Source organism: Niveispirillum irakense DSM 11586, assembly GCF_000429645.1.
GTDB lineage: Bacteria > Pseudomonadota > Alphaproteobacteria > Azospirillales > Azospirillaceae > Niveispirillum > Niveispirillum irakense.
This window is the reverse complement of record NZ_KE386934.1, coordinates 385880-408810: the sequence shown is the minus strand read 5'-3', so window position 1 is coordinate 408810 and position 22931 is coordinate 385880. Positions and strand designations below refer to the sequence as shown.

24 protein-coding genes and 1 tRNA gene are annotated in these 22931 nt (G+C 60.6%); 10 read left to right on the top strand and 15 right to left on the bottom strand.

From position 1 onward, the window contains the following. Positions 1–21: 21 nt before the first annotated feature. The 3 genes from G473_RS0120885 to G473_RS0120875 form a co-directional block, all read right to left on the bottom strand. Positions 22–894, bottom strand: a complete 873-nt coding sequence (locus G473_RS0120885) for a 23S rRNA (adenine(2030)-N(6))-methyltransferase RlmJ (protein ID WP_029014699.1) — start codon at positions 892–894, stop codon at positions 22–24. Position 895: 1 nt separating this feature from the next. Further along, positions 896–1843 (bottom strand): DMT family transporter, encoded by a 948-nt coding sequence (locus tag G473_RS28200; RefSeq protein WP_051330538.1) that lies wholly within the window; start codon positions 1841–1843, stop codon positions 896–898. Between the two features lie 93 nt (positions 1844–1936). Next, positions 1937–2767, bottom strand: coding sequence for an FkbM family methyltransferase (locus G473_RS0120875; protein WP_035708499.1), 831 nt, complete (start codon positions 2765–2767; stop codon positions 1937–1939). Positions 2768–3004: 237 nt separating this feature from the next. Between G473_RS0120875 and G473_RS0120870 the strand changes: the two genes are divergently transcribed. From G473_RS0120870 to G473_RS0120855, 4 genes are all read left to right on the top strand, one after another. Further along, on the top strand, positions 3005–4099 hold the full coding sequence (locus G473_RS0120870) for a polyamine ABC transporter substrate-binding protein (protein WP_154667500.1): 1095 nt from the start codon (positions 3005–3007) through the stop codon (positions 4097–4099). A gap of 208 nt (positions 4100–4307) precedes the next feature. Further along, complete coding sequence (locus G473_RS0120865; protein ID WP_029014696.1) at positions 4308–5462, top strand: ABC transporter ATP-binding protein; 1155 nt, start codon at positions 4308–4310, stop codon at positions 5460–5462. Between the two features lie 10 nt (positions 5463–5472). Next, positions 5473–6417, top strand: coding sequence for an ABC transporter permease subunit (locus G473_RS0120860; protein WP_154667499.1), 945 nt, complete (start codon positions 5473–5475; stop codon positions 6415–6417). Beyond that, complete coding sequence (locus G473_RS0120855) at positions 6417–7247, top strand: ABC transporter permease subunit (protein ID WP_029014694.1); 831 nt, start codon at positions 6417–6419, stop codon at positions 7245–7247. The genes G473_RS0120860 and G473_RS0120855 overlap by 1 nt, the downstream gene beginning before the upstream one ends. A gap of 250 nt (positions 7248–7497) precedes the next feature. Here the strand turns inward: G473_RS0120855 and G473_RS0120850 are convergent, their stop codons facing one another. Then, positions 7498–7881, bottom strand: coding sequence for a chemotaxis response regulator CheY (locus G473_RS0120850; protein WP_269910826.1), 384 nt, complete (start codon positions 7879–7881; stop codon positions 7498–7500). 230 nt (positions 7882–8111) lie between these two features. Continuing rightward, positions 8112–9782, bottom strand: coding sequence for an NAD+ synthase (locus tag G473_RS0120840; protein WP_029014692.1), 1671 nt, complete (start codon positions 9780–9782; stop codon positions 8112–8114). Positions 9783–9971: 189 nt separating this feature from the next. Between G473_RS0120840 and G473_RS0120835 the strand changes: the two genes are divergently transcribed. From G473_RS0120835 to G473_RS28190, 3 genes are all read left to right on the top strand, one after another. Beyond that, the gene (locus G473_RS0120835; RefSeq protein WP_029014691.1) at positions 9972–10601 is read left to right on the top strand and encodes a hypothetical protein; all 630 of its coding nucleotides are present in this window, start codon (positions 9972–9974) and stop codon (positions 10599–10601) included. Positions 10602–10621: 20 nt separating this feature from the next. Beyond that, a complete protein-coding gene (locus tag G473_RS28195; protein WP_084438436.1) occupies positions 10622–11116 on the top strand; it encodes an FKBP-type peptidyl-prolyl cis-trans isomerase in 495 nt (164 codons plus the stop codon). A gap of 120 nt (positions 11117–11236) precedes the next feature. Continuing rightward, positions 11237–11791, top strand: a complete 555-nt coding sequence (locus tag G473_RS28190; protein WP_051330537.1) for an FKBP-type peptidyl-prolyl cis-trans isomerase — start codon at positions 11237–11239, stop codon at positions 11789–11791. A 98-nt stretch (positions 11792–11889) separates the two neighbouring features. Here G473_RS28190 and G473_RS0120820 read toward each other — a convergent pair whose 3' ends face one another. The 5 genes from G473_RS0120820 to recG all read right to left on the bottom strand — a co-directional run bounded on the left by G473_RS0120820 (position 11890) and on the right by recG (position 17661). Further along, positions 11890–13158 (bottom strand): NAD(P)/FAD-dependent oxidoreductase, encoded by a 1269-nt coding sequence (locus G473_RS0120820; RefSeq protein WP_029014690.1) that lies wholly within the window; start codon positions 13156–13158, stop codon positions 11890–11892. Positions 13159–13266: 108 nt separating this feature from the next. Beyond that, positions 13267–13557 (bottom strand): XRE family transcriptional regulator, encoded by a 291-nt coding sequence (locus G473_RS0120815; protein WP_029014689.1) that lies wholly within the window; start codon positions 13555–13557, stop codon positions 13267–13269. Positions 13558–13629: 72 nt separating this feature from the next. Continuing rightward, positions 13630–14418 carry an SIR2 family NAD-dependent protein deacylase gene (locus tag G473_RS30045; RefSeq protein WP_084438434.1) on the bottom strand — a complete coding sequence of 263 codons (789 nt, stop codon included), beginning with the start codon at positions 14416–14418 and terminating at the stop codon, positions 13630–13632. A gap of 61 nt (positions 14419–14479) precedes the next feature. After that, the gene (locus G473_RS30040) at positions 14480–15478 is read right to left on the bottom strand and encodes a ParA family protein (RefSeq protein ID WP_035708495.1); all 999 of its coding nucleotides are present in this window, start codon (positions 15476–15478) and stop codon (positions 14480–14482) included. Positions 15479–15576: 98 nt separating this feature from the next. Continuing rightward, entirely contained in the window at positions 15577–17661 is a 2085-nt protein-coding gene (gene recG, locus G473_RS0120805) for an ATP-dependent DNA helicase RecG (protein WP_029014687.1), read from the bottom strand. A gap of 93 nt (positions 17662–17754) precedes the next feature. On the opposite strand from recG, the gene G473_RS28180 reads away from it, so the two are divergent. After that, positions 17755–18030: a succinate dehydrogenase assembly factor 2 gene (locus G473_RS28180; protein ID WP_035708494.1), complete on the top strand. Its 276-nt coding sequence runs from the start codon at positions 17755–17757 to the stop codon at positions 18028–18030. Positions 18031–18060: 30 nt separating this feature from the next. Here the strand turns inward: G473_RS28180 and G473_RS0120795 are convergent, their stop codons facing one another. Next, complete coding sequence (locus tag G473_RS0120795) at positions 18061–18843, bottom strand: MOSC domain-containing protein (RefSeq protein ID WP_245580217.1); 783 nt, start codon at positions 18841–18843, stop codon at positions 18061–18063. A 93-nt stretch (positions 18844–18936) separates the two neighbouring features. On the opposite strand from G473_RS0120795, the gene mnmA reads away from it, so the two are divergent. Next, positions 18937–20091 carry a tRNA 2-thiouridine(34) synthase MnmA gene (gene mnmA / locus G473_RS0120790; RefSeq protein ID WP_029014685.1) on the top strand — a complete coding sequence of 385 codons (1155 nt, stop codon included), beginning with the start codon at positions 18937–18939 and terminating at the stop codon, positions 20089–20091. Here the strand turns inward: mnmA and G473_RS0120785 are convergent. The 4 genes from G473_RS0120785 to G473_RS0120770 all read right to left on the bottom strand — a co-directional run bounded on the left by G473_RS0120785 (position 20051) and on the right by G473_RS0120770 (position 21523). Next, a complete protein-coding gene (locus G473_RS0120785; RefSeq protein WP_029014684.1) occupies positions 20051–20359 on the bottom strand; it encodes a hypothetical protein in 309 nt (102 codons plus the stop codon). The two genes, mnmA and G473_RS0120785, sit on opposite strands and share 41 nt — an antisense overlap. Before the next feature lie 15 nt (positions 20360–20374). Beyond that, positions 20375–21019, bottom strand: a complete 645-nt coding sequence (locus G473_RS0120780; RefSeq protein WP_245580213.1) for a pyridoxamine 5'-phosphate oxidase family protein — start codon at positions 21017–21019, stop codon at positions 20375–20377. Between the two features lie 156 nt (positions 21020–21175). After that, a tRNA-Met gene (locus G473_RS0120775) sits at positions 21176–21250 on the bottom strand. A gap of 66 nt (positions 21251–21316) precedes the next feature. After that, on the bottom strand, positions 21317–21523 hold the full coding sequence (locus G473_RS0120770; RefSeq protein WP_029014682.1) for a hypothetical protein: 207 nt from the start codon (positions 21521–21523) through the stop codon (positions 21317–21319). Between the two features lie 179 nt (positions 21524–21702). Between G473_RS0120770 and G473_RS30905 the strand changes: the two genes are divergently transcribed. Next, positions 21703–22929 (top strand): hypothetical protein, encoded by a 1227-nt coding sequence (locus G473_RS30905; RefSeq protein WP_210163374.1) that lies wholly within the window; start codon positions 21703–21705, stop codon positions 22927–22929. Positions 22930–22931: the final 2 nt, after the last annotated feature.

Here is a 22931-nt window from a genome sequence, read left to right as displayed (position 1 = left end):
AGAATGGTCGAAGCCCGGTGCCTAAGCGCCGGGCTTGCCGGCTTCGTCGCGAATCCAGAATATTCGGCCGTCTCCCGCTTCTGCGCCAAGACCGGCATGCAAGGCCGGCAACAACGTGGCCAGGGCCTCGTCGGTTTGCCAGGGCGGGTTGACCAGGATAAGGCCCGATCCGTTCAACCGGTCGCTGCGGTCATCATCGGCCCAAGTCAATTCCGCAGCCAAAATCCGCGGAATACCCGTCTGTGTCAGCATCTGGTGGAACCGCCAGGACGTTGCCCGGTCCTTTATCGGATACCACAGCAGATAAAGGCCGGTAGACCATCGCCGATATGCCAGCGCCAAGGCAGCGACCAGACGCTCAAACTCATCCGGGGCTTCAAAAGGTGGATCGATCACGACAAGGCCCCGCCGTTCCGGCGGCGGCAAATGCGCTTTCAGGGCCAGCCACCCGTCCATATGATGGATGGCGACCTGGGAATCCCCACGAAAATTTGCCCGCAATGTTTGCACATCCTCGGGATGGAGTTCCGCCAGGACAAGCCGGTCGCCGGGCCGCATCGCCAGCCGGGCCAGAAGCGGAGAGCCCGGATAATGCCGCAGCATCTCCAACGGCTGCCCCGCCGGGTTGAGATTGCGCAAGGCCGCCAGATAGGCAGCCGCGGCGGCGGGCAGGGACGGGGCGTTTTCCCGCAACAGACGCCGCACCCCCCGGATGGCTTCTCCCGTACGCTGGGCCTGCTGGGCTTCCAGATCGTAGCGACCGATGCCGGCATGGGTATCCAACACAAAAAAGGGTGCGGGTTTGGCCTGCAACCGTTCCAGAAGATAGGCCAGAACGGCATGCTTCATCACATCGGCCGGATTGCCGGCATGGAAAGCGTGACGGTAATTCATCTCAACCCATCTTCGTCGACTGTTTGACGCTGACCGTGCTGGCGATCCCCAGCCTGGTTTCACGTATCGTTATGTAAGCACCGCTGGCGACAACGATGATCGCCCCCAGCACCAGGGTAAGGTCCGGCACCTCTCCCCATAACAGGAAGCCATAACCGGTTGCCCACAGCATCGCGGTATAATCGAAGGGCGCAATCACCGCCACTGGGGCGCCACGATAGGCGGTTGTCAGCAGTAACTGCGCCACCCCGCCGATGATGCCGATCAGGATCAACAGAAGCCCATCCTTCACGTCCGGCATCACAAAATCGGGCCAGGTCAGCAGTCCCGACAGCAGGCAGCCGGTTGCCATGAAATAGAAGACGATGGTGGTGCTGGGTTCGGTTGCGGACAATCGACGCACGGAAATCATCGCGCAGGCGCCCAAAGCCGCGCTGGTCAGGGCCAGGGCGCTGCCCACGGCAACCGTACCGCCATTCAGGATATCTTCCAGCAGCTTCACATCGGGGCGGAGCATGATCAGCACGCCGCAAAAGCCCACGATCAATGCCAGGGTTCGCCGCCAGCGGACCTTCTCCCCCAGCACCAGCACGCCCAGCGTGGTGGTCCATAAAGGGGCGGTGAAAGCAAAAGCGGCGGCGTTGGCCAAAGGCAGGCTGGTGATGGCGGTGAAGCCGCAGAACATGGCCACCACCCCGATAAGACTGCGGGCGGCATGGCCCCAGGGCCGCCGGGTGCCCAGGCTGACCACTCCCCCGGCCCGCTTTATCAGCGGGGCCAGTACGATAAGCGCGAACAGGGCGCGGCAGAAGATCATCTGCCCCAGCGGATAGCGCCCGCCCAGATATTTGACCATCGCATTCATCGTGGCGAACAGGGCCACGGCGCAGATCATGGAGAAAATGGCACGGCCAACCGTGCCGGACGGTAAGGAGGGAGGGGCGGGCATTGGCTTCAAACCTGTCTGACCGGCCATGGGTGCGCCATTGCGGACCAATGCGCCATCCCCGCCCGGACATGGCAGGCTGGCTCCCGCCGCGCGTCAGGGGGCCGGCTTCTCCAGCAGCCAGTTCATCTTGCTGGAGCCAAAGCTGCGATAGCCCAGGCTTTGCAACAGCGCCAGCAGGTCCACCCGCCAGCTTTTCTCTGACCGTTCCATAATGATCAGGCGCGGGTGCAGGCTTTCAGGGGCGCGGGCAAAGAAGGGGGCCAGGGCCTGATCTTCCGCCCCTTCCACATCAATCTTCAGCACATCAATCCGGTCTATCCCCTTTTCGGCCAGCACATCCAGCAGCGGTCGCACGCGGACCGGGGTGCTGTTGCCGCCATGTTCATGCACAAGGCTGGACCCGCCAAGATTGCTGGCATCCAGGTTGAGTCCCATGACCCCTTCCGTCGCGCCGATCGCGCAATCCACATGGGTGATGGTCGCCAAACTTGGATTCAAGGACAGGTTCATGCGCAGCCGGCGGATGGCTTCCGGCCCCGGCTCCACGGCCAGGATGCGACCGCCAGGGCCCAGAAGGCTGGCCGCATTCAACGTATAAAGCCCAACATTGGCGCCGATATCGATGAAGGTGCCATCGCGGGGCAGGCGCCCGGCCAGAAGGGCCATTTCCTCCGGATCGAAAAATTGCGGCATGAACAGGAACTTGCGTTCCCCGACATTATCGTCCGGGTGGAGGCGCAGCGTGAGGCCGCGCACCTGGACATCAAAGATCGGTCCGTGAAGACGCATCGCCACCCGGCGAACCCAGAGCGCGATACGGCGGCCAAGTGGCGTCACCGGGCGCGTCTGGCAGAACCGGGTCAGTGTCTGAACAAGACCGCCGGGAGCGTGGGACCCGAAGGGGATAGCGTCTTGCGATTCCATGATGGGCCGCGCGTCCGGTTTTCTGCGATGAAGATAAGGTCTGGGGGCACTTATGCCATAGGCTGGTAGGCCGTTGCGATGGGGAAAGAGGGCATGCCATCCCTTTATTCCGCCTCATAAATCCATCCTGATTGACAAGGTGGCGGGGGAAATGTGCAATGCGAAGATATCGGGCCTGCACCCGGTATCCCGGAGGCGCGTCTAGAGGCAGACGCGATAATCAATTGGGGGTCGTTGATGAAGATGAAGCAGGTGCTGGGCGCCATCGGCATGGTCGCCGCCGTTGCCCTGAGCCACGCCGCCGTGGCACAGGAAAAGAAGGTCAATATCTACAATTGGGCCGACTATATCGGTGAGACCACGCTGGACGATTTCACGAAGGCGACCGGCATCAAGACGCAGTATGACGTCTTCACCGACCTGGAAACCCTGGAATCGAAGCTGCTGGTCGGTAAGTCTGGTTACGACGTCATCGTTCCGACGGCCGAGCCGACCTTTCGCAAACTGATCCAGGCCAAGGCTGTCCAGAAGCTGGACAAGTCCAAGATCCCGAACCTGAAGAACCTGGACCCGGCGCTGATGAAGCTGGTCGAATCGACCGATCCGGGCAACGAATATGGTGTGATCTACCAATGGGGCACCATTGGTATCGGCTATAATGTCGAGAAGGTGAAGGAACTGCTCCCCAACGCCCCGACCGATAGCTGGGAATTGGTCTTCAACCCGGAGAACGCCAAGAAGCTGGCGGCCTGCGGCATTGTCTTCCTGGACAGCCAGACCGATATCCTGCCGACCGTGCTGAAATCACAGGGGCTGGATCCCAATAGCGAGGCTTCGGCTGATGTGCAGAAGGCCGAAGCGGCCATGCTGGCCATCCGCCCCTATGTGAAGACTTTCGTGCCGTCGGTCATCGATCCGCTGGCATCGGGTGATGCCTGCGTGGCCGTGGGCTATTCGGGTGACGTGTTCCAGGCTGCCGCCCGCGCGACGGAAGCCAAGGCCAAGTACACGATTGAGTACAGCATCCCCAAGGAAGGGGCGCAGGTCTGGTTTGACATTGCCGCCGTTCCGGCGGGTGCCAATGTCGAAACCGCCCATGCCTTCATCAATTATGTGCTGGAGCCGAAGGTGATGGCCGGCATCAGCGACTTTGTCGCCTATGCCAATGCCGTGCCGGCCTCCTGGCCGCTGATGGACAAGGAAATTTCCGGCAACCCGTCCATCTTCCCGCCGAAGGATGTGATGGACAAGTTCTTCACCGTGAAGCAGGTCACCCAGAAGGCGGAACGTGAACGTACCCGCGCCTGGACCAAGATCAAGACTGGCCGCTGATTAGTCCTGATCCATGAAGGATAGGGCGTCGGCGGGGGAACTGCCGGCGCCCTTTCTGCTTCCTGAGGCTGACCGCTCAAGGTCATAATTTTCAAGCCGAACTTCAACGGGCGCTATCGTTTGGCAAGGCGCCGCGTGTAGGATCGGCTGACACGTATTTCTTGCCACCAATCCTTTTTCGCTCAACCGGACAGGGACGAACGACGACATGGCTACTGCGCAGCCCTCGCGGACCCAGACCAAGCTGGAACCTTGGCGGGACCCGAATGAGAAGCCCTATGTCCGTATCGAGAAGGTGACAAAGAAGTTCGGCGATTTTACCGCCGTGGACGATGTCTCCTTGTCGATCTATCGGGGGGAATTCTTCTCCCTTCTCGGGGGTTCCGGCTCCGGCAAGACCACCTTGCTGCGCATGCTGGCCGGGTTCGAGCGCCCGACCGAGGGCAAGATTTTCATCGACGGTGTCGATATGTCCAACGTGCCGCCCTATGAGCGGCCGGTGAACATGATGTTCCAGTCCTACGCCCTGTTTCCGCACATGAGCGTGGAGAAGAACATCGCTTTCGGTCTGCACCAGGACAAGGTGCCGAAGGCGGAGATCAAGGAGCGGGTAGCCGAGGTGTTGAACCTGGTCCAGCTCTCCCAGTTCGGGCATCGCAAGCCGCACCAGCTTTCCGGCGGTCAGCGCCAGCGCGTGGCGCTTGCCCGCGCCCTGGTGAAGCGCCCCAAACTGCTGCTGCTGGACGAGCCGCTGGGGGCCTTGGACAAAAAGCTGCGGGAGCAGACCCAGTTCGAACTGGTGAATATCCAGGAGAAGGTCGGCATCACCTTCGTGATCGTGACTCATGACCAGGAAGAGGCCATGACCATGTCATCACGCATTGCCGTGATGAACCGGGGCTACATCGCCCAGATTGGCACGCCGACCGAAATCTATGAATATCCCAACAGCCGCTTCACCGCCGAATTCATCGGATCGGTCAATATGCTGCATGGCCGTATCGTGGAGTCGGAGCCTGACCATTCCCTGATTCGGTCCGATGAAGCGGATTGCGACCTTTATGTCAGCCATCCCGGCCATGCCGCACCGGGTACGGAATGCTGGGTGGCCGTGCGGCCGGAAAAGATTGCCATCACCAAGGAGCCGCCGGCTGGCGACAATGGCCGTAACCAGGCCGTCGGTACGGTGAAGGAAATTGCCTATCTGGGGGATGTCTCGATCTATGAGATCGAACTGACCACCGGCAAGCGTGTCCGGGTGACGGCCCCCATGGTCACGCGCCGGACCGAAATGCCCATCACCTGGGAGGACCGGGTGTATTTGAGCTGGCGTCCCTTCGCCGGTTCCGTGCTGACCAGCTAACGGGGGGATCATGGCGGAACTGATCCAAAGCGAAATGCGGCATACCGGCTTTTTGGGGTTGCTCCAGCGTGTCGGCCTGTCCGGCCGGGCGCTGGTCATGGCCATCCCCTATGGCTGGCTGCTGCTTTTCTTCCTGATCCCATTTCTGATCGTGCTGAAGATCGCGCTGGCGGAATCCCAGATGGCGATCCCGCCCTTCACGCCGTTGCTGGAAACGGTGGAGGAGCTGAAATATCAGATCACCGTCACCTTCTATAATTTCCATTATATGGTGACGGATGACCTTTATATCATCGCCTATCTGAACAGCCTGAAGATCGCTTTCGTCTCCACGATCTGTTGCTTGGTTCTGGGTTATCCGGTGGCCTATGCCATCGCGAAGGCAGACCCGAAATGGCGCGCGCCGCTGTTGATGCTGGTGATCCTGCCCTTCTGGACCAGCTTTCTCATCCGCGTTTATGCCTGGATCGGCATCCTGTCCAATAATGGGGTGTTGAACAATTTCCTGATGTGGCTGGGGATCATCGATCAGCCTTTGCAGATCCTGTACACGCCGATGGCGACCTATATCGGCATCACCTATTCCTATCTGCCCTTCATGATCCTGCCGCTCTATTCCACGCTGGAGCGGATGGATAATACCTTGCTGGAGGCGGCGGCCGATCTGGGCTGTCCGCCCTGGAAAGCGTTCCTGACCATCACCTTGCCTTTGTCCATCCCAGGCATGATCGCGGGCTCGCTACTGGTTTTCATCCCGGCGACAGGCGAGTTCGTGATCCCGGAATTGCTGGGGGGCCCGGATACGCTGATGATCGGTCGGACGCTCTGGACCGAATTTTTCAATAACCGTGACTGGCCATTGGCGTCTGCTGTGGCGGTGGCTCTGCTGCTGTTCCTGGTGGTGCCGATCATGCTGTTCCAGAATGTTCAGGGCAAACAGGGGGGGCACCCGTAATGCCGAAATCCTGGTTCCTGCGTTTCGGCTTGTTGATCGGCCTGCTGTTCCTTTATCTGCCGATTCTCCTGCTGATCGTTTTGTCTTTCAACGACAACCGGTCCATTTCGGTCTGGAGCGAGTTCTCCTTCCGCTGGTATGGGGAGTTGATGCAGGACGACCAGCTTCTTTCGGCAGCGTGGCTGTCCGTCCGTGTTGCTTTCATTTCTGCCTCCTGTGCCGTGGTGTTGGGCACGCTGGCCGGCATGATGCTGGCCCGGTTTGGCGCCTTTAAAGGGCGGGCACTGTTTTCCGGCATGGTATCGGCACCCCTGGTGATGCCGGAGGTGATCCTGGGCCTGGCCTTGCTGCTGCTGTTCGTCAGTCTGGAACAGTTGACCGGCTGGCCAGAGGGTCGCGGTATGCTGACCATCGTGCTGGCCCATATCACCTTCACCATGTCTTTCGTGACGGTGGTGGTGCAGTCCCGTCTGGTATCCATGGATGCCAGCCTGGAGGAAGCGGCAATGGATTTGGGCGCACGCCCGGCCAAGGTGTTCTTTGTCATCACCCTGCCGCTGATCGCGCCCGCCATTGTGTCCGGCTGGCTGCTGGCTTTCACCCTGTCACTGGATGATCTGGTGATTACCAGTTTCGTTTCCGGCCCTGGCTCCACAACGCTGCCGCAGGTCGTCTTCTCCAGCGTCCGTTTGGGGCTCAGCCCGAAAATCAATGCCCTGGCCACGATTGTGGTGGCAATTGTGGCAACCGGCATTATTGCCGCTGGCTTCTACAATGCCCGGCAGGAGAGGTTGCGCAAACGGGATGAACAAATGGCCCAACAGGGCTGACCCCACCCCTGTGGGCACAGAAACAAAAAGCCGGCGTTCCCGTTATGGGACGCCGGCTTTTTTGTCGGTGACTTCAGCCGAATAGATGGCCCGACACGGTATCACCTGTCTCTGGAGGCCACACAAAGCAAAACCCATCCCCGCAGGCCCGTGCCAATAGCAGGGGCCGCGACGGATGGGCATACCGGCTTCGTCAGGGTGGGCTTAAAGCAACCGGGGTAGATCAATGACTACCCCTGGCGCCCCTTTATCAGCCCAGCGCGCCCAGCACGCTTTCGATCTTCTTCTTCAGCGTGTCGGCGTTGAACGGCTTGACGATATAGTTGTTCACGCCGGCTTCCTTGGCGGCGATCACGTTTTCCGTCTTGGACTCAGCCGTCACCATGATGAACGGCGTTGCCTTGAGGCGGACATCCGCGCGCACTTCCTTCAGAAGCTGGAGACCGGTCATCGGCTCCATGTTCCAGTCGGAAATCACCAGACCGAACTGGGCAGCGCGCAGCTTGGCCAGCGCTTCGGCACCATCGGCCGCTTCTTCGATCTTTGTGAACCCGATCTGGGTGAGCAGGTTCCTGATGATACGCCGCATCGTCGCGTAATCGTCGACAACCAGCACCTGAATGTTCAAGGACACTGCGGAACCCCCACCTGAACGTGTTGCGTCAATTTCACCGGCATTATTGCCTATCTCGATTATGGAACAGGAACAACGCCATGCGCTACTCCTGAACCTATACCAGAGAGGTTACCTCGTCAGCTATGGAAAGAGGATAGTCCATAACCCACAAGGCGCGCTGGCCCGCACTTTGGTAGGCAGCCGGGGCCTTGTCAAGCATGGGAGGACTGTTCCTTTGAACCTTTCTTTCACTTGCTCGGCACCAATGACAACAGGCCACTGGTAATGGGATAGCGTCGGTCCTTGCCAAAGCTGCGGGAGGTGATCTTCACACCCGGAGGCGCCTGCCGACGCTTATATTCAGCCCGATCCAGCATGCGCCAGACGCGGTTGACCGTCGCGGCGTCGTGCCCGCGCGCGACGATATCCGCCATGGACATATCCTTTTCCACCAGACATTCCAGGATATCATCCAGAACGGCATATTCGGGCAGCGTATCCTGGTCCTTCTGGTCGGGTTTCAGTTCCGCCGTCGGGGCCTTGGTGATGATCCGTTCCGGGATGACCATGCCGGACGGGCCCAGGGCGCCAAGCGGACGGTTTTGGTTCCGCCAGTCCGACAGGCGGTAAACCATCGTCTTGTAAACGTCCTTCAGTACGGAATAGCCGCCGCACATATCGCCATAGAGCGTGGCGTAGCCGACTGACATTTCCGACTTGTTGCCGGTGGACAGCACCATGGCGCCGAACTTGTTGGACAGCGCCATCAGTGTCAGGCCGCGCGACCGGCTTTGCAGATTCTCTTCCGTGATGTCGGGCTGGGTGCCGGCGAAGCTGGGGGCCAGCATTGCTGCGAAGGCGTCCATGGCAGGGGCAATGGAGATCGTATCAATGCGGCACCCCAGCAGGCCGGCGCATTGCGCGGCATCATCCAGGCTGTCCTGGCTGGTATAGGGGCTGGGCATCATCACGCAATGAACCTTGTCCGGTCCCAGCGCATCCACGGCGACGGCAGCGGAAATGGCCGAATCAATGCCGCCGGACATGCCCAGCAGCACGCCGGGAAATCCATTTTTGCCCACATAGTCGCGCAGGCCCAGAATCATGGCGCCATAGATGGCCGACAGCGATTCCGGCGGCGGCACCATTTCCTTGGATTGGCCCGTCCAGCCATCCGCTGTGCGGGACCAGCGGGTGATGGCCAGCCGCTCCACAAAGGCGGGCAGTTGGGCGACCAGTTCCCGATCAGGATTAAGCGCGAAGCTGGCACCGTCAAACACCAGTTCATCCTGTCCGCCTACCTGGTTGAGATAGATCAGCGGCAGGCCGGTCTCCGTCACGCGCGACACAGCCAGGGAGAGGCGGCGGTCCACCTTGTCCAGTTCAAACGGGCTGCCATTGGGCACCAGCAACAGCTCTGCCCCGGTTTCGGCCAGGGTTTCGCAGACGTCCGGCGTCCACATATCCTCGCAGATCACCACGCCCAGCCGCACGCCGCGGAAGTTGATCGGGCCGGGCAGGGGGCCGGCCTCAAACACGCGCTTTTCGTCAAACGGGCCGTAATTGGGCAGGTCATGCTTCAGGCGCACGGCCTGGATCTTGCCGCCATCCAGCAGCAGGGCGGCATTGTGCCGCCGCCCCTCCACCCGCCAGGGTGCGCCGACCAGCAGCGCCGGGCCGCCATCGGCGGTATCGGCGGCCAACGCCCGAACCGTCGCTTCCACCTGATCCAGGAAAAAGGGTTTCAGCACCAGATCTTCAGGCGGATAGCCGCAGACCGACAGTTCCGGATACAAAACAAGATCGGCACCGGCATCGGCCGCCTCGCGCCGGGCCTGGCGGATCAGGGCCGCATTATGGTCCAGCTTGCCCACGGTCGGGTTGATCTGCGCCAGGGCGATGGTCAAATGATCGGTCATTGCGGCTTCCATGACAGGCCTTGCCCGCCGCCGCCCCTGGCCGGGGCCCGTCCGGCGGACATGTCGATTTTGTTATGCTCTTGCTGAGTATAAGGGGTCAAGCCGTCCGTTCAGCTTGCCGCGTCGGTTGAGCAGTCGTACCCTTACCCTATTCCCCAGGGTGGATCCCTGTTCTGGAGTATCAATCCCGTGAAGCCTCTCCTTCCCGCCCTTCTGCTGACCGTTCTGGTGGTGTCGCCGGCTTTGGCCGACCAATTGCCGACCCCGGCGGCCCAATATCAGGCGCGTCAGGTGCTGACGGTGAATGGCGCCGTGCTGGAGGCGACGATCCATCATGATCGTGGCAAGGAACGTCGGGAAAGCCGGGTGGATGGCTTGACCAACCTTTTGATCATCCGGCCCGACCAGCCCAAGGCTATCGTGATCCAGCCGGAAAGCAAAATGGCGATGGAGATTGATGCCGCCGATCCGGAAGTGGGCGTGGTGCCCACGGCGCTGGCCACCCTGAACGCGACGCGGGAAGGCACGGAAACCATCGCCGGGGAAAAGGTGGTGAAGTACCGCGTGCAGGATACGTTTCCGGCTGGCGGTGGCTTTGACGGCCATGTCTGGGCCAGCGCCGATGGCATCTATGTCCGGATTGAGGGCACGGCCACGGATGGCGGGGAGCCGATTGACGTGTCCATGAAACTAACCGAGATCAAGCGCGGACCGCAGGACGCGGCCCTGTTCACCCCGCCGCCGGGTCTGCGCATGATGACGATGGAACCGCTGGAAGGCCGCGTGCCGCCGGCTTTCCAGGAGGAAGGGAAAAAGTAAACATAAATAGGGGAGGATACATGATGGGCAGGTTGTTGCGGATGCTGGGGACCGCCCTGGCATTGGTGCTGGTGCCGCTGGTGCCGGGGCTGGCCCGTGCCGCCCCGCCGGCGGAGGCGGAATATCTGGCAAGCCTGGATGCGAAGGGCTGGAAATCCACACCCGGCGGCGTGCGCTACCGGGTGGTTAAGGCGGGGCCGGGCACCGGGCCGGTGCCAGCGCCGATCGACCATGCGACCCTGAATTATCGTGGCACCCTGCTCGATGGCACCGTGTTTGACGATACAACGGGGCGCAAGGGCAAGCCGGCCAAGCTGCAACTGACCCGCGTGATCGCCGGCTGGCGGGAGGTGGTGCCGATGATGCGCATCGGTGATACCTGGGAAATCGCGGTGCCGGCTGCGCTGGGCTACGGCGCGCGCGGCTCTGCCAGTGGCAAGGTACCGCCCGACGCCACGTTGCTGTTCACCCTTGAACTGCTGGGCATCACCAAACCCTATCTCAGCGGACAGTGAAGCCACGCAAACGCGCGGTGACCGGCTATATTCGCCCTGCGACTATTCACGGGGGTGGCACCCCCCTTTCGCCTGTGTTACCCCACAGCCGGTTTCAGTTTGTTGACATGGGAGTGTTGCATGTCCGGTTCCGCCACGTTTGCCGCCCTTTTCCTTGGCGCCACCCTGATGGTCACCGCCCTGCCGGCGGGGGCACAGCAGAAGCCGGCGGGGCAGGGGGATGCCGCATTGGCCCTGCCGCGCATCGACCCGCAGAAGCAATATCTGATCGAAAATGCCAAGAAGGCCGGTTGGCGCACCACGCCCAGCGGTCTGCAATACCGCATCGTCAAGCCGGCTGTGGGTAATGCCCAGCGGCCGCTGCTGTCGGATGAGGTGACGGTGCATTATCGCGGCATCCTGATCGACGGGTCGGAGTTCGACAGCTCCTATAATCGCGGCCGTCCGGCCAGCTTCCCGCTGGGCGGGCTTATCCGTGGGTGGCAGGAAGCCATCCCCATGATGAAGGTGGGGGAGACCTGGGAACTGGCTGTGCCGTCGGAACTGGGCTATGGCGCGCGGGGGCAGCCGCCGCGCATCCCCGGTGGTTCCACCCTGCTGTTCACCATTGAATTGCTGAGCATCCGCAAGCCGGACAATACCAACCTGCTGGCCAACCCCTCCATGATCCGCTGAGGTGGGCAACCAGACGGGCAGCCTGATCAATCAATGAACAGGGGCGGTGCCGCAGGGTGCCGCCCCTGTTTTTATCCAGGTGCCTGCGCCCGACCCGCTTACAGCAGGTCTCGCAGCCGGTACCACATCATGGCCAGCACCAGGGCCGGCATGCGGAAGGTCTGCCCGCCGGGGAAGGGGCGGTGCGGGATGCGGGCGAAAATATCGAACCGTTCGGCCTGATGGCCGATGGCCTCTGCAATCACCCGCCCGGCAATGGCCGTCAGTGCCACGCCATGGCCGCTATAGCCCTGGGCGAAATATGTGGTCGGGCTGATCCGACCCAGATGCGGCAGCCGGTTCATGGTGATGGCGACATGCCCACCCCACAGATACTCCACCGGCACATCGGCCAGTTGCGGGAAATAGCGCAGCATGGTGCGGCGCAGGCTGGTTTTCAGCCCCGGCGCATCAAAGCCGGAATAGCTGACCCCGCCGCCGAACAGGAACCGGTGATCCGGCGACCGGCGATAGTAATTCAGCGCGAAATTGATATCGGCCACCGCGATGCCCGATGGGATCAGGGCGGCAGCCCGTTCCGGCTCCATCGGGGCGGTGGCGATCATATAGGTGCCGGCCGGCATCACCCGGCTGCGGATGGGCGGGGCCAAGCCGCCCAGATAGGCATTGCCGGCCAGCACCAGATAGCCGGCGCTAACCTTGCCGGTGGCGGTGGTGGCAAAGGGCTTGTCGCCCGTTTCCACCCGCACCACGCGGCTGCCCTCATGGATGCGCACGCCCAGCCCTTCCGCCGCCCGCGCCAGCCCCAGCGCATAGTTCAGCGGGTGTAACTGGCCCGACCCTTCATCATACAGGCCACCGATATAGGAGTCGGTTGCCACCATGGCCCGCACCTCATCCCGCGCCACCATGCGGGATTTGCCATAGGCCAGGCCGTCCAGTTCCGCCTGATGCTCAGCCAGCGCCGTCATGTGCCGGGGCTTCAAGGCGGCCAGCAGATAACCCCATTTCAGGTCGCACTCGATCTGGTGCCGTTCCACCAGCCCGGCCAGCATGGTCTTGGCCTCTTCCGACAGATCCCAGAGCTGGCGGGCATCACCCTTGCCCATCCAGCCTTCAATCTCGGCGATGGATTTGTTGAAGCCGGTGACGATCTGCCCGCCATTGCGGCCCGACGCCCCCCAGCCAACCTTCTCCGCCTCCAGCACCACAACGGACAGGCCGCGCTGCGCCAGCTCAATCGCTGTCACCAGCCCCGTATAACCGGCCCCGACAATACAGACATCGGCGGTGACATCGCCCACCAGCATCGGTCGGTTGGGGGCGGGATGGGCCGTATCAGCGTACCAGGAAGGGGCATGGGGCATGGGGGCGGTGTCCGCTGCCGTGAAAGGGATAGCACTGGCCTAATGTATCCCGGCCCTGGGGGTCAATGGCGGGCCGCTTTTTGCCTTCAGTATCCGCCGGGTGCGGCGTCAGATCAATTCCACCCGGAGCCGTTTGCCGACCGCCTTGGCCGCCCGATCCAACAGTTCCAGAGAGATGGCGACATTTTCCGGGTCCAGCACCCGGTTAACCTGGGTGCGGCTTGTTTCCATGGTCTGGGCCATGGCGGTTTTGGAGATATCGGCGGCATCGCGTGCCGCTTCCAGTTGAAAGGCGATAATGCGCTTGATGGCGGTACCATAGACCTCTTCCTTGATGCCTTCGCTCTCCAGAAAAGACTCGAAGCTGTCACCCAGCGGATCAAGGTTGGTGTCGGTCATGGCAGTTTCGTTCTCTCATTAAAGGTGTTTTTCAGTAATTTATTTAAATATTTTTGTATTTTAATTAACGATTTACCATAGCTGAGATGTTGATAAATCGTCCCGTTTAGAGTTTACCGCTTTCACTAAACTTTCGAGTGAGTCTTGAAGTTCTTTGTGGTCATCATTTGAAGAATATTTTAATAACCTTAAATTGTAATTCTTTTCTATCATGTTTTTATACTCCTCTGTTACTTTTCCTGAAAATGTAATGTAATGGGGTGGGGCGCTACCAAATGAGCGTGCGTACTGTTCGAGAATAAGACTTAAATCTGGATCGTTCATTCCGCATCCTATAAAAAGGAAGGTATGAGTGAGAACAAGGGCGTCCATTGCTCTATAGAAATTAGCGAATTTATTCCTTATATCTGCATAGTCCTCTCTGGTAAATACTAGTCTATCAGGCGTATCTATGCATCCATGTATTTTTAATATTAATCTTTGTTTTTCTCCTCCACGTAGGGATCTAGCCAAGTCATCATCATGATATTTTTTTATTTTTATCAAGTTACTCGTCTGAGACACTGCATAATTGTCATATATTTTATCAAAATTTGGAGTTAAAACTATAGGAGAGTCTAATTTAAATATTAATTCGTGTGTTTTATTGTGTTTAAACATTGGCTGAAGAAACTTTTCTTCGACAAATGGAACCCAATCGTGCGCAAGTTTATATTTTATAATTTGACAACAAGTTAAATAGTCTCCAGATCGAAGAATCTTACTCATCTCAGATTTGTTGGATTGGCAGCGTTCAATTCCTGACTCTAGAAAATCACGCCACGATGGCGGGCGTTGCCCTTTTGCATTAATAGAATTCATTGACGTTCCTGCTCCCAAGAAGAAGATAGCTTTTCTTCTTGCTATTGAGGAAATTAGATCTTCAGGCCACGTAATCACTTAAAGCCTCCATGTTCTCCAGAAATTTCATAGAAATGTTATTAAATATTTCCAATGATTCAGTCACTTTGGCAAAATGAGCGCCGACTATGCCGTCTCCGCTTTTGAGTTTAAATACAGGTTTCCTACTGCTCTGTGACATTGGAATCAGGCTATGTAAATTCGGTATTGATCCCAGTTTATAATCTATATCATCGGGTTCTTGTTGGTGGTCACTAATGATGGTTTGCTGTATGGCATCTGGTATTGCGCGCATAACCTTTTCATAAGCCTTCACTGCGCGTCGTTCACCAGACGAATCTCGTTTTGCTGTATACTGTTGGTTTACATATCCGAGTAGTCTGAGTCTGAATTCCAGATCAGAAACTTCTATTTCAGATACATCTGAAATGGAGCTTATCTGAAGAGATAGTCTTTTTTTCCATTCTTTCAGCCAGGTAGATATGTTTTCAGTAGCTCGAATGCTAAAAAGATCTATTGATAACGGAAGTATAAAATAGTCACAACCAATAAGTACAGATCTATTTATTGATCCCAAAGAGGGGCCCATATCAAAAAAAACAAAATCATATTGGAGGCATCCAAGTAAAAACTCTCTAAACATAAAAGTAGTTCTTAGGCCTCTTACTCCGGATGTGTTCCAATCGGTGGCGAGGGTGTCTTCAATTAGAGCTAATCTTGGATCTCCGAGCAAGACGTCAACTTCAAAATTTGGAGAACGTCTGTAAGAGTTCTCAGCAGAATAGCCTTTTCCTTGAGATAGAGGGCGAGCCATACTGTATATAGTATAAGCCGTTTTCTTTTCGTAAACTTCTTCTAATGTATTGTCATTAAACATATATTGGGTGGCATTTGTTTGTGGGTCGGCATCTACGATAAGAATTTTTTTTCCGTGGAAAATCGAAAGATGTGCGGCGAGGTTGCAGACTAATGTAGTCTTGCCGACGCCGCCTTTGTTCGTAAAGAATGCTACAGATTTCATGGGTCTCACATTTTAGGTTGAGGTTTTGGGAAAACCAGAAAATTTTCTCCTATGTTCGTCTTCGATCAACAAGAATATATCGCGATTCTAAGGTTAAATCATCCTGATCTAAGATACTTCACCGCCGCATCCCGCTCAAACAGATAAAGCAGCGTCCGCAGCGCCACACCGCGTTCGGACGCTAGGTCCGGGTCGCGCTCGATGATCAGCTTGGCGTCATCGCGCGCCACCGCCAGCAATTCCCCATGCACGGCCAGATCGGCCAGCCGGAATTCCGGGATGCCGGATTGTTTGGTGCCCAGCATTTCGCCGGCCCCGCGCAGTTCCAGGTCTTTTTCGGCGATCAGGAAGCCGTCTTCCGTCTCCTTCATCACCTGCAGGCGCTGGCGTGCCACCTCGCCCAGCGGCTGGTAATAGAGCAGCAGGCAGGTGGAGGCACCCGATCCACGGCCCACCCGGCCGCGCAACTGGTGCAACTGCGCCAGGCCGAATCGTTCGGCATGTTCGATGATCATGATGGTGGCTTCCGGCACATTTACGCCGACCTCAATCACCGTGGTGGCCACCAGAATATCCAGCCGCCCCTCGGCAAAGGCGGCCATCACAGCATCCTTTTCCGGCCCCTTCATCTTGCCATGGATCAGGCCCACCCGGTCGCCGAACCGTTCCAGCAGGGTGGCGTGGCGGTGGGTGGCGGCGGCCAGATCGACCTGTTCGCTTTCATCCACCAGCGGGCACACCCAATAGATGCGCTGGCCGGACCCGATGGCGCGGGGCAGGCCGGATACCACCTCTTCCAGCCGGTCGGAATGCATCACCACGGTTTTCACCGGCTGGCGGCCCGGCGGCTTTTCATCCAGGCGGGAGACATCCATATCGCCATAGGCGGTCAGGGTCAGGGTGCGGGGGATCGGCGTGGCCGTCATCACCAGCGTATCCACCCCGCGCCCCTTGGCCGCCAGTTGCAGGCGCTGGTGAACGCCGAACTTATGCTGTTCGTCGATCACCGCCAGCGCCAGATCGGCAAAGGCCACCTCGTCCTGAAACAAAGCATGGGTGCCGATCAGGATGTCGATCTCCCCCGCCGCCAGCCTTTCCAGCAATGCTGCCCGCGCCTTGCCCTTGTCCCGCCCGGTCAGCACGGCCAGCCGAACGCCGGCGGCTGCGCACAAAGGCGCCAGGGTTTCGGCGTGCTGGCGGGCCAGGATTTCGGTGGGGGCCATCAGCGCCCCTTGCGCCCCGGTTTCCACCGCGTTCAACAGCGCCATCAACGCCACCACGGTCTTGCCGCTGCCCACATCACCCTGCAACAGCCGCAACATGCGCGCGGGCTGGGCCATGTCGGCGTAAATCTCCTCAAGGGAGCGGGCCTGGGCGTGGGTCAGTTGATAGGGCAGGGCGGCTGTGATCTGGGCGCGTAAACGTCCATTACCCACCACCACGCGGCCCGCCAGCTTCTTCTGCCCCGCCCGTACCAGGGCCAGGGCCAACTGGTTGGCCAGCAACTCATCATAGGCCAGACGCTGGCGCACGGGGCCGAGGGGATTGATGTCCGCCTCATCCACCGGGTTGTGCAGGCGGGTCAGGGCGCTGTGCCAATCCGGCCAGTCGCGCCGCTTCAGCCACGCCGCATCCTGCCATTCCGGCAATTGCGGGGCGCGGGCCAGGGCCGCCTGGATGGCATTGCGCAGCGGCTTGGGGTTCAGGCCGCCGGTCAGGGGATATGTGGGTTCAACGGCAGAGGTGGCGGGCGCGCCATCCTCCACCGGGGCGGCATGGTCCGGGTGGGCGATCTGGAGCTGGTTATTATAATATTCCGCCTTGCCGGACACGGTTATCAGGCTGCCGACGGGCAGCTTCTTTTCCAGCCAGTCCCCCTTGATGTGGAAATAGACCAGATCCATCAGGCCGGTATGGTCCACACAGCGGATGCGGTAGGGCCGGTTGGGCATGTGCGGCGGCATATGCCCATCCACCCGGACAGTCAGCACCACATTGCGCCCCTCCGGCGCCTCGCTGATCGACGGTACGGCGATGCGGTCAACGATGCCCACCGGCTTGTGCCACAGCAAATCCACCACATGGGGGCCGGCCAGCCGTTCCGCCAGCTTGCCAAGACGCGGCCCCAGGCCCGGCAGGCTGGTGATGGGGGCGAAAAGGGGGAACAGGATGGCGGGACGCAAAGGGCAGGCTCCGGTGGGGCGAAACGAAGCGGGATGGCTGACAGAGAGCCGCTACCGCTCTATATCCTACCATCAATTCAAACCGGAACCCCGATGATGGCAGAGATGAGCGAGATGGAACTGGATAATCGTCGCAAGCGCTTGATTTTCCGCAGCGAACATCGGGGCACCAAGGAAATGGACCTGCTGATGGGCAGCTTCGCCCGCAAATATCTGGCGACCATGACTGAAGCGGAAGTCGATGCCTATGAGGCGTTGATGGAGAATAACGACCCCGACCTTTATAACTGGATCACCAAGGTGGAGCCGGTGCCGGCAGAATGGCAGGGCCCGCTGATGGACCGGTTGCAGGTCCATCAGGCTGTGTGATCAAGGCTTTCGCGCCTTTTTGAAAGCGGGTCAGGAGGGCATGCCGTCCAGGCGGCGGCCCCAATCCTCCACCGCTGCATTGGCCAGCCGGTTGGCCGCCAGCCGCCGCAGGCCGGGGCTGGCGCCCGGCAGTTCGGCCAGAACCTCCAGCCGGTCGCGGTCCAGCGTGTCGACATAAAGCAGGCGCAGCGTGCTGGCGAGATCCCAGGCCGGATTCGGCCGGTCCAGCAGGCGGATCGGGTCACCCTGACGGATCGTGCCGGGCGTCAGCACCCGGTAATACCAGCCAATGCGCCCCGTCTTCTGCACCAGACGCGGCAGGACGGGCAGGCCGAACCGCACACCCAGCTTCCAGCAGGGCTGCCGGCCCTGGGCAAGCTGAAGCCGGGTGCTGCCAATTTCCACCACATCGCCCAGGCAGACATCCGCTTCCACCAACCCGCTGACCGACAGGTTTTCCCCAAACGCGCCGGGTTGGGCCAGTAAGGGGGCCATGGCAGGCTGTTCGGCGGCCCAGGCGGCATAATGATCATGCGGGTAAAGGTGGATGGCCTTTTCCGGCCCGCCATGGATCTTGGTATCCCCCACCTGATCACCGATCAGCCCGTTCTCCCCCACCTGCACCGGTCCGGTGACGGGCTGGCGGGTGGCGATGCTGCTGGGCACGGACCTGGGGCCCAGGGGCTGGGGGGTGCCGATCAACAGGGTATCAACATGGGCGATGGTGGCGGCGGTCATGATGGCGGCCTTCTTGCGCAATGACGGGGCCGGCCCAGCATAGGGGGCTGGTACGCCAATGGCAGCGGCGGACATGTCGTGGCGACAATAAAGCAGGCCGGCGCTTCATAGCGGCAATGCTTGCCCGCCCCATGGCAGGCCGTGGCATTGCGGCTTATATTTGCGGCCATGAACTCGCTTGGAATCGATAAGGCCCCGGCCGAAACCCGTGTCGTCGTCGCCATGTCTGGCGGCGTGGACAGCTCCGTCGCTGCCGCCATGCTGAAGCGGGAGGGCTATGATGTCGTCGGCATCACCCTTCAGCTTTATGATTATGGCATGACGGTCGGCAAGAAGGGGGCCTGCTGCGCCGGACAGGACATTTATGATGCCCGTCGCGTGGCCGACCAGATCGACATCCCGCATTATGTGCTGGATTATGAAAGCCGGTTCAAACAATCGGTGATGGACGATTTCGTCGATACCTATCTGAAGGGCGAAACGCCGATCCCCTGCGTGCGCTGCAACCAGACGGTCAAGTTCAAGGATCTGCTGGATCAGGCGCGCGAACTGGGGGCCGATTGCATGGCGACGGGCCATTACGCCCAGCGTGTGGTCGGGGCCGATGGCAAGGCGCAGATGCTGCGCGGGGCCGACCATGGCCGCGACCAGTCCTATTTCCTGTTCGCCACCACGCAGGAGCAGCTTGATTTCCTGCGCTTCCCCCTGGGCACCAAGCCCAAGACGGAAACCCGTGCCATCGCCGACGATCTGGGCCTGCCCGTGGCCGACAAGCCGGACAGCCAGGATATCTGCTTCGTGCCCACCGGTGGTTACGCCAAGGTGGTGGAAACGCTGCGCCCCGGTGCCGTGCGGCCGGGGGAGATTGTGCATGTCGATGGCACCATCATGGGCCGGCATGACGGGGTGATCCATTACACCGTCGGCCAGCGGCGCGGCCTGGGGATCGGTGGGCGCAAGGGCGATGGCGGGGACGAGGCTGATCCGCTTTACGTCGTGCGGGTCGATCCCATCGCTAATCAGGTGATTGTCGGCCCCCGCGCTGCGCTCGCCCGTGACCGGGTGATGGTGCGGGAGGTGAACTGGCTGGGCACGGCTGCCATTGGTGTGCCGATGCCGGTCTTCGTCAAGCTGCGCTCGGCCCAGCAGCCGGCGCTGGCGGTGCTGATGCTGCTGGGCGACGGCAAGGCCACGTTGGACCTGGAACAGCCGCAGTTCGGCATTTCTCCCGGCCAAGCCGCCGTTTTCTATGATGGGGAGCGGATGCTGGGCGGCGGCTGGATCAGTGGAACAGACCAGCGCCGCCAGCCCGTCGCCGCCTGATCCACAGCCAGCGGACCAGCACCCAGGGCAGGACCAGAATCGCCACCATGGTGAGATAGGTCAGCGCGTTGAAAAGCGGCTGCTGGTCGCCGCCGCGCACATAGTGCCACCAGAAAGCGGTGACAGGGGTGCGGAGGGGTGCCACCAGCCCATCCCAGAAGCCGAGAATTTCCGGCGGCAGCCCCAGGGGCAGGCCTGGAATGGCCACGAACAGCAAAGCCAGCAGGATCGCCGGAACCAGATAAAGCGATGGGCGCCGCCGGGCCATGGCTATCCCTTCCCCTTAATAGAGTGATGTGGGCAGACGTTCTGCCAGCAGCGCATCATAATCCGGGCCGCCATAGGCACCGGAACTCGCCTCGGCAATCAAGGTGCCGGGTGTCGGCAGGCCTTCCGGCCGCGCCCTCCCTCCTTGCCACAAGCCGGAGCGGAGCAGGGCGCGGGCACATTGGAAATAGACACTGTCGATGGCGATCCACAGCACGCTGCGCGGCGGATGCCCATCCGTGGTGAAGCGGGCGCACAGGTCGGGATCGGCGCTGATGGCGGCGCGGCCATTCACCCGCAGGGTCTCATTCAGGCCGGGTATCAGGAATAGCAGGGCGACGCGGGGATCGCGCATCACATTGCGCAGGCTGTCGATGCGGTTATTGCCGCGCCGGTCGGGCAGCAGCAATGTGCGATCATCCAGGATATGGACGAATCCCGCCGCATCGCCACGCGGCGACACATCCAGCCCTTCCGGCCCGGCAGTGGCCAGCGCGCAGAACGGCGAGGATTCGATCAACACTCGATAGCCTGGTGTCAGCCGTGCTGTCTCTTTCACCAGGGATGGTTTCCCCGGCTCCCCATACAGCGCTTCAAGGGCTTCCATGCTGGTGACGGCACCGGGGATGGAAGGGGGGGCGGGAAGGGGGCTGTCAGGCATGATCCTTCAGACCTTTCTTGGCAGGGATCATCCCCGCATCCCCAATCCTAGGCGAGCGGGCGCAGCCCGACAACCAGCGTGGGACGAAAGATGGAAAATAGCCCGAAATGACAAAGGGCGCCGGAAGCATCGCTTCGGCGCCCTTTGCGAATTGGATGGTGGCACTGGCGTGATTTGAACACGCGACCAAGGGCTTATGAGTCCCCTGCTCTACCGCTGAGCTACAGTGCCGTCGACCGTCGTTCCGATCGGGAGCCGCTATTTAGAAAAATCCGGGGGGTGTGTCAAGCAACTTGTTCAGATTTTTTCATCACCCATTACCGCCTCTTTCAGCCATGCCCGATAGCGCCCCAGCCGGGTGCCGTCATGGCCGGGCCAGCCGGCCCGGCGGGCGGAATCCTCCGCCTCCGTCTGGGTGGCGGCCCAGCAATTCAGCTCTGTCCATTTGCCGGCCTCATTGCGCCAGCGGAAGGTGAACAGGGTCGGGGCGGGGAAAGGGGGCATGGGGACAGACTGCAAGGGGTAAGGCCATCGGGGTGCTGATTTCGCTTAAGATGCGTGCAGTTCCCGCTGCTGTCCATCGGTCTGATCCTGGACCCGCTGCCTATGCGTGCGGTGAGACTGTGGGCTTTCAAGCAAAGGCGATAGGATGGGGGCCCTGCTTGCCGTCGCTGGTTGTGTCCATGCTGTCCATTCTGCTGAAGCCCCTGCGCTGGGTGTTGCGTCTGCTGCTCTATGTCATCGCGGCGGTCCTGCTTCTCCTGGGGCTTTTGCCTTTCATGTTCGACCTGCCGGTGCAGGCATCGCAGGTGCTGGCGGCACTGAACGCGGGCGGTCTCCGTAATATGCATATCCAGATGGAGCCGGCGGGCGGCACCACCTATCCACCGATGGTCCGTTTCCGTGATCTGCGCATCACGAACGGGGCAAACGGCGCCACTGCGCTGGCCGCAGCCGGTGCCACGGTGGGTGTTGATATTCTGCAAAGCCTCACCCAGCGGCAGGTCGTGATGGCGGCCCGGATCGACAATCCGGTCATCTATGCGGATCAACCGTTGGATTTGGGGGCGATTTCAACAGCGGTGACCGAAAGCACGGGCTTTCCCTTTCATATAATGTTGATCGGGGGTGAACTGATCAATCCCGTCAGCGGTACCATGGTGGCGCTGGGCAGTTCCCTGATCATGGTGCCGCCGGTCATGATGCCGGGTGTGCCCGGCTTGCCGGGGATGGCGGTGGCAGATAGCGGGACGGGCATGGTCCCAGGAAACCCGACCGGCGTGCCATTACCCGGCGCAACTGCGGGCCCTGGTGCGGCCCCATCGCCGGGTATGCCTGCGAATGGTGGTGGCACGGGCAGCGGACCATCGGTGCCGGTCGTCAATATACCGACAGGTGTTCCCTCTGTTCCGACATCGCCCCCGATCACACCCGGCGGCTATACGCCTCTGGGGCCGGACCCTGGGGGTGTGCTCGTTCCGGCTGGTTCCGGCGGCCAGGTGCCGCCGGGCGGCGGCGGTGGGGGGGGGCCGGTCGGGCCATCGGGGCCGGGCGGCGACTATACGCCTGTGGGTCCGGGGTCGGGTCCGGGAGGTGGTGGTGCGCCGGTTCCGGGTGGTTCCGGCGGTTCGGTGCCGCCGGGTGGCGGTGGTGGGGTCGCACCGGTCGGGCCATCGGTGCCGGGCGGGGGTTATACGCCTGTGGATCCGGGATCGGGTCCGGGAGGAGGTGGTGCGCCGGTTCCGGGTGGTTCCGGCGGTTCGGTGCCGCCGGGTGGCGGTGGTGGGGGCGCACCAGTCGGGCCATCGGTGCCGGGCGGTGGCTACACGCCTGTGGGTCCAGGATCGGGGTCCGGGAGCGGCGGTTCCGGTGGTCCGCCGGCCATGTGTACCTGCCCTTGCGGCTTCTAGTG

What these genes read in the sequence shown, in the direction of transcription:
- G473_RS0120885 (WP_029014699.1), bottom strand. Translation starts at nt 894, where the DNA reads ATGAATTACCGTCACGCTTTCCATGCCGGCAATCCGGCCGATGTGATG.
- G473_RS28200 (WP_051330538.1), bottom strand. Translation starts at nt 1,843, where the DNA reads ATGCCCGCCCCTCCCTCCTTACCGTCCGGCACGGTTGGCCGTGCCATT.
- G473_RS0120875 (WP_035708499.1), bottom strand. Translation starts at nt 2,767, where the DNA reads ATGGAATCGCAAGACGCTATCCCCTTCGGGTCCCACGCTCCCGGCGGT.
- G473_RS0120870 (WP_154667500.1), top strand. Translation starts at nt 3,005, where the DNA reads ATGAAGATGAAGCAGGTGCTGGGCGCCATCGGCATGGTCGCCGCCGTT.
- G473_RS0120865 (WP_029014696.1), top strand. Translation starts at nt 4,308, where the DNA reads ATGGCTACTGCGCAGCCCTCGCGGACCCAGACCAAGCTGGAACCTTGG.
- G473_RS0120860 (WP_154667499.1), top strand. Translation starts at nt 5,473, where the DNA reads ATGGCGGAACTGATCCAAAGCGAAATGCGGCATACCGGCTTTTTGGGG.
- G473_RS0120855 (WP_029014694.1), top strand. Translation starts at nt 6,417, where the DNA reads ATGCCGAAATCCTGGTTCCTGCGTTTCGGCTTGTTGATCGGCCTGCTG.
- G473_RS0120840 (WP_029014692.1), bottom strand. Translation starts at nt 9,782, where the DNA reads ATGACCGATCATTTGACCATCGCCCTGGCGCAGATCAACCCGACCGTG.
- G473_RS28195 (WP_084438436.1), top strand. Translation starts at nt 10,622, where the DNA reads ATGATGGGCAGGTTGTTGCGGATGCTGGGGACCGCCCTGGCATTGGTG.
- G473_RS28190 (WP_051330537.1), top strand. Translation starts at nt 11,237, where the DNA reads ATGTCCGGTTCCGCCACGTTTGCCGCCCTTTTCCTTGGCGCCACCCTG.
- G473_RS0120820 (WP_029014690.1), bottom strand. Translation starts at nt 13,158, where the DNA reads ATGCCCCATGCCCCTTCCTGGTACGCTGATACGGCCCATCCCGCCCCC.
- G473_RS0120815 (WP_029014689.1), bottom strand. Translation starts at nt 13,557, where the DNA reads ATGACCGACACCAACCTTGATCCGCTGGGTGACAGCTTCGAGTCTTTT.
- G473_RS30045 (WP_084438434.1), bottom strand. Translation starts at nt 14,418, where the DNA reads ATGAATTCTATTAATGCAAAAGGGCAACGCCCGCCATCGTGGCGTGAT.
- G473_RS30040 (WP_035708495.1), bottom strand. Translation starts at nt 15,478, where the DNA reads ATGAAATCTGTAGCATTCTTTACGAACAAAGGCGGCGTCGGCAAGACT.
- G473_RS28180 (WP_035708494.1), top strand. Translation starts at nt 17,755, where the DNA reads ATGATGGCAGAGATGAGCGAGATGGAACTGGATAATCGTCGCAAGCGC.
- G473_RS0120795 (WP_245580217.1), bottom strand. Translation starts at nt 18,843, where the DNA reads ATGTCCGCCGCTGCCATTGGCGTACCAGCCCCCTATGCTGGGCCGGCC.
- mnmA (WP_029014685.1), top strand. Translation starts at nt 18,937, where the DNA reads ATGAACTCGCTTGGAATCGATAAGGCCCCGGCCGAAACCCGTGTCGTC.
- G473_RS0120785 (WP_029014684.1), bottom strand. Translation starts at nt 20,359, where the DNA reads ATGGCCCGGCGGCGCCCATCGCTTTATCTGGTTCCGGCGATCCTGCTG.
- G473_RS0120780 (WP_245580213.1), bottom strand. Translation starts at nt 21,019, where the DNA reads ATGCCTGACAGCCCCCTTCCCGCCCCCCCTTCCATCCCCGGTGCCGTC.
- G473_RS0120770 (WP_029014682.1), bottom strand. Translation starts at nt 21,523, where the DNA reads ATGCCCCCTTTCCCCGCCCCGACCCTGTTCACCTTCCGCTGGCGCAAT.
- G473_RS30905 (WP_210163374.1), top strand. Translation starts at nt 21,703, where the DNA reads ATGCTGTCCATTCTGCTGAAGCCCCTGCGCTGGGTGTTGCGTCTGCTG.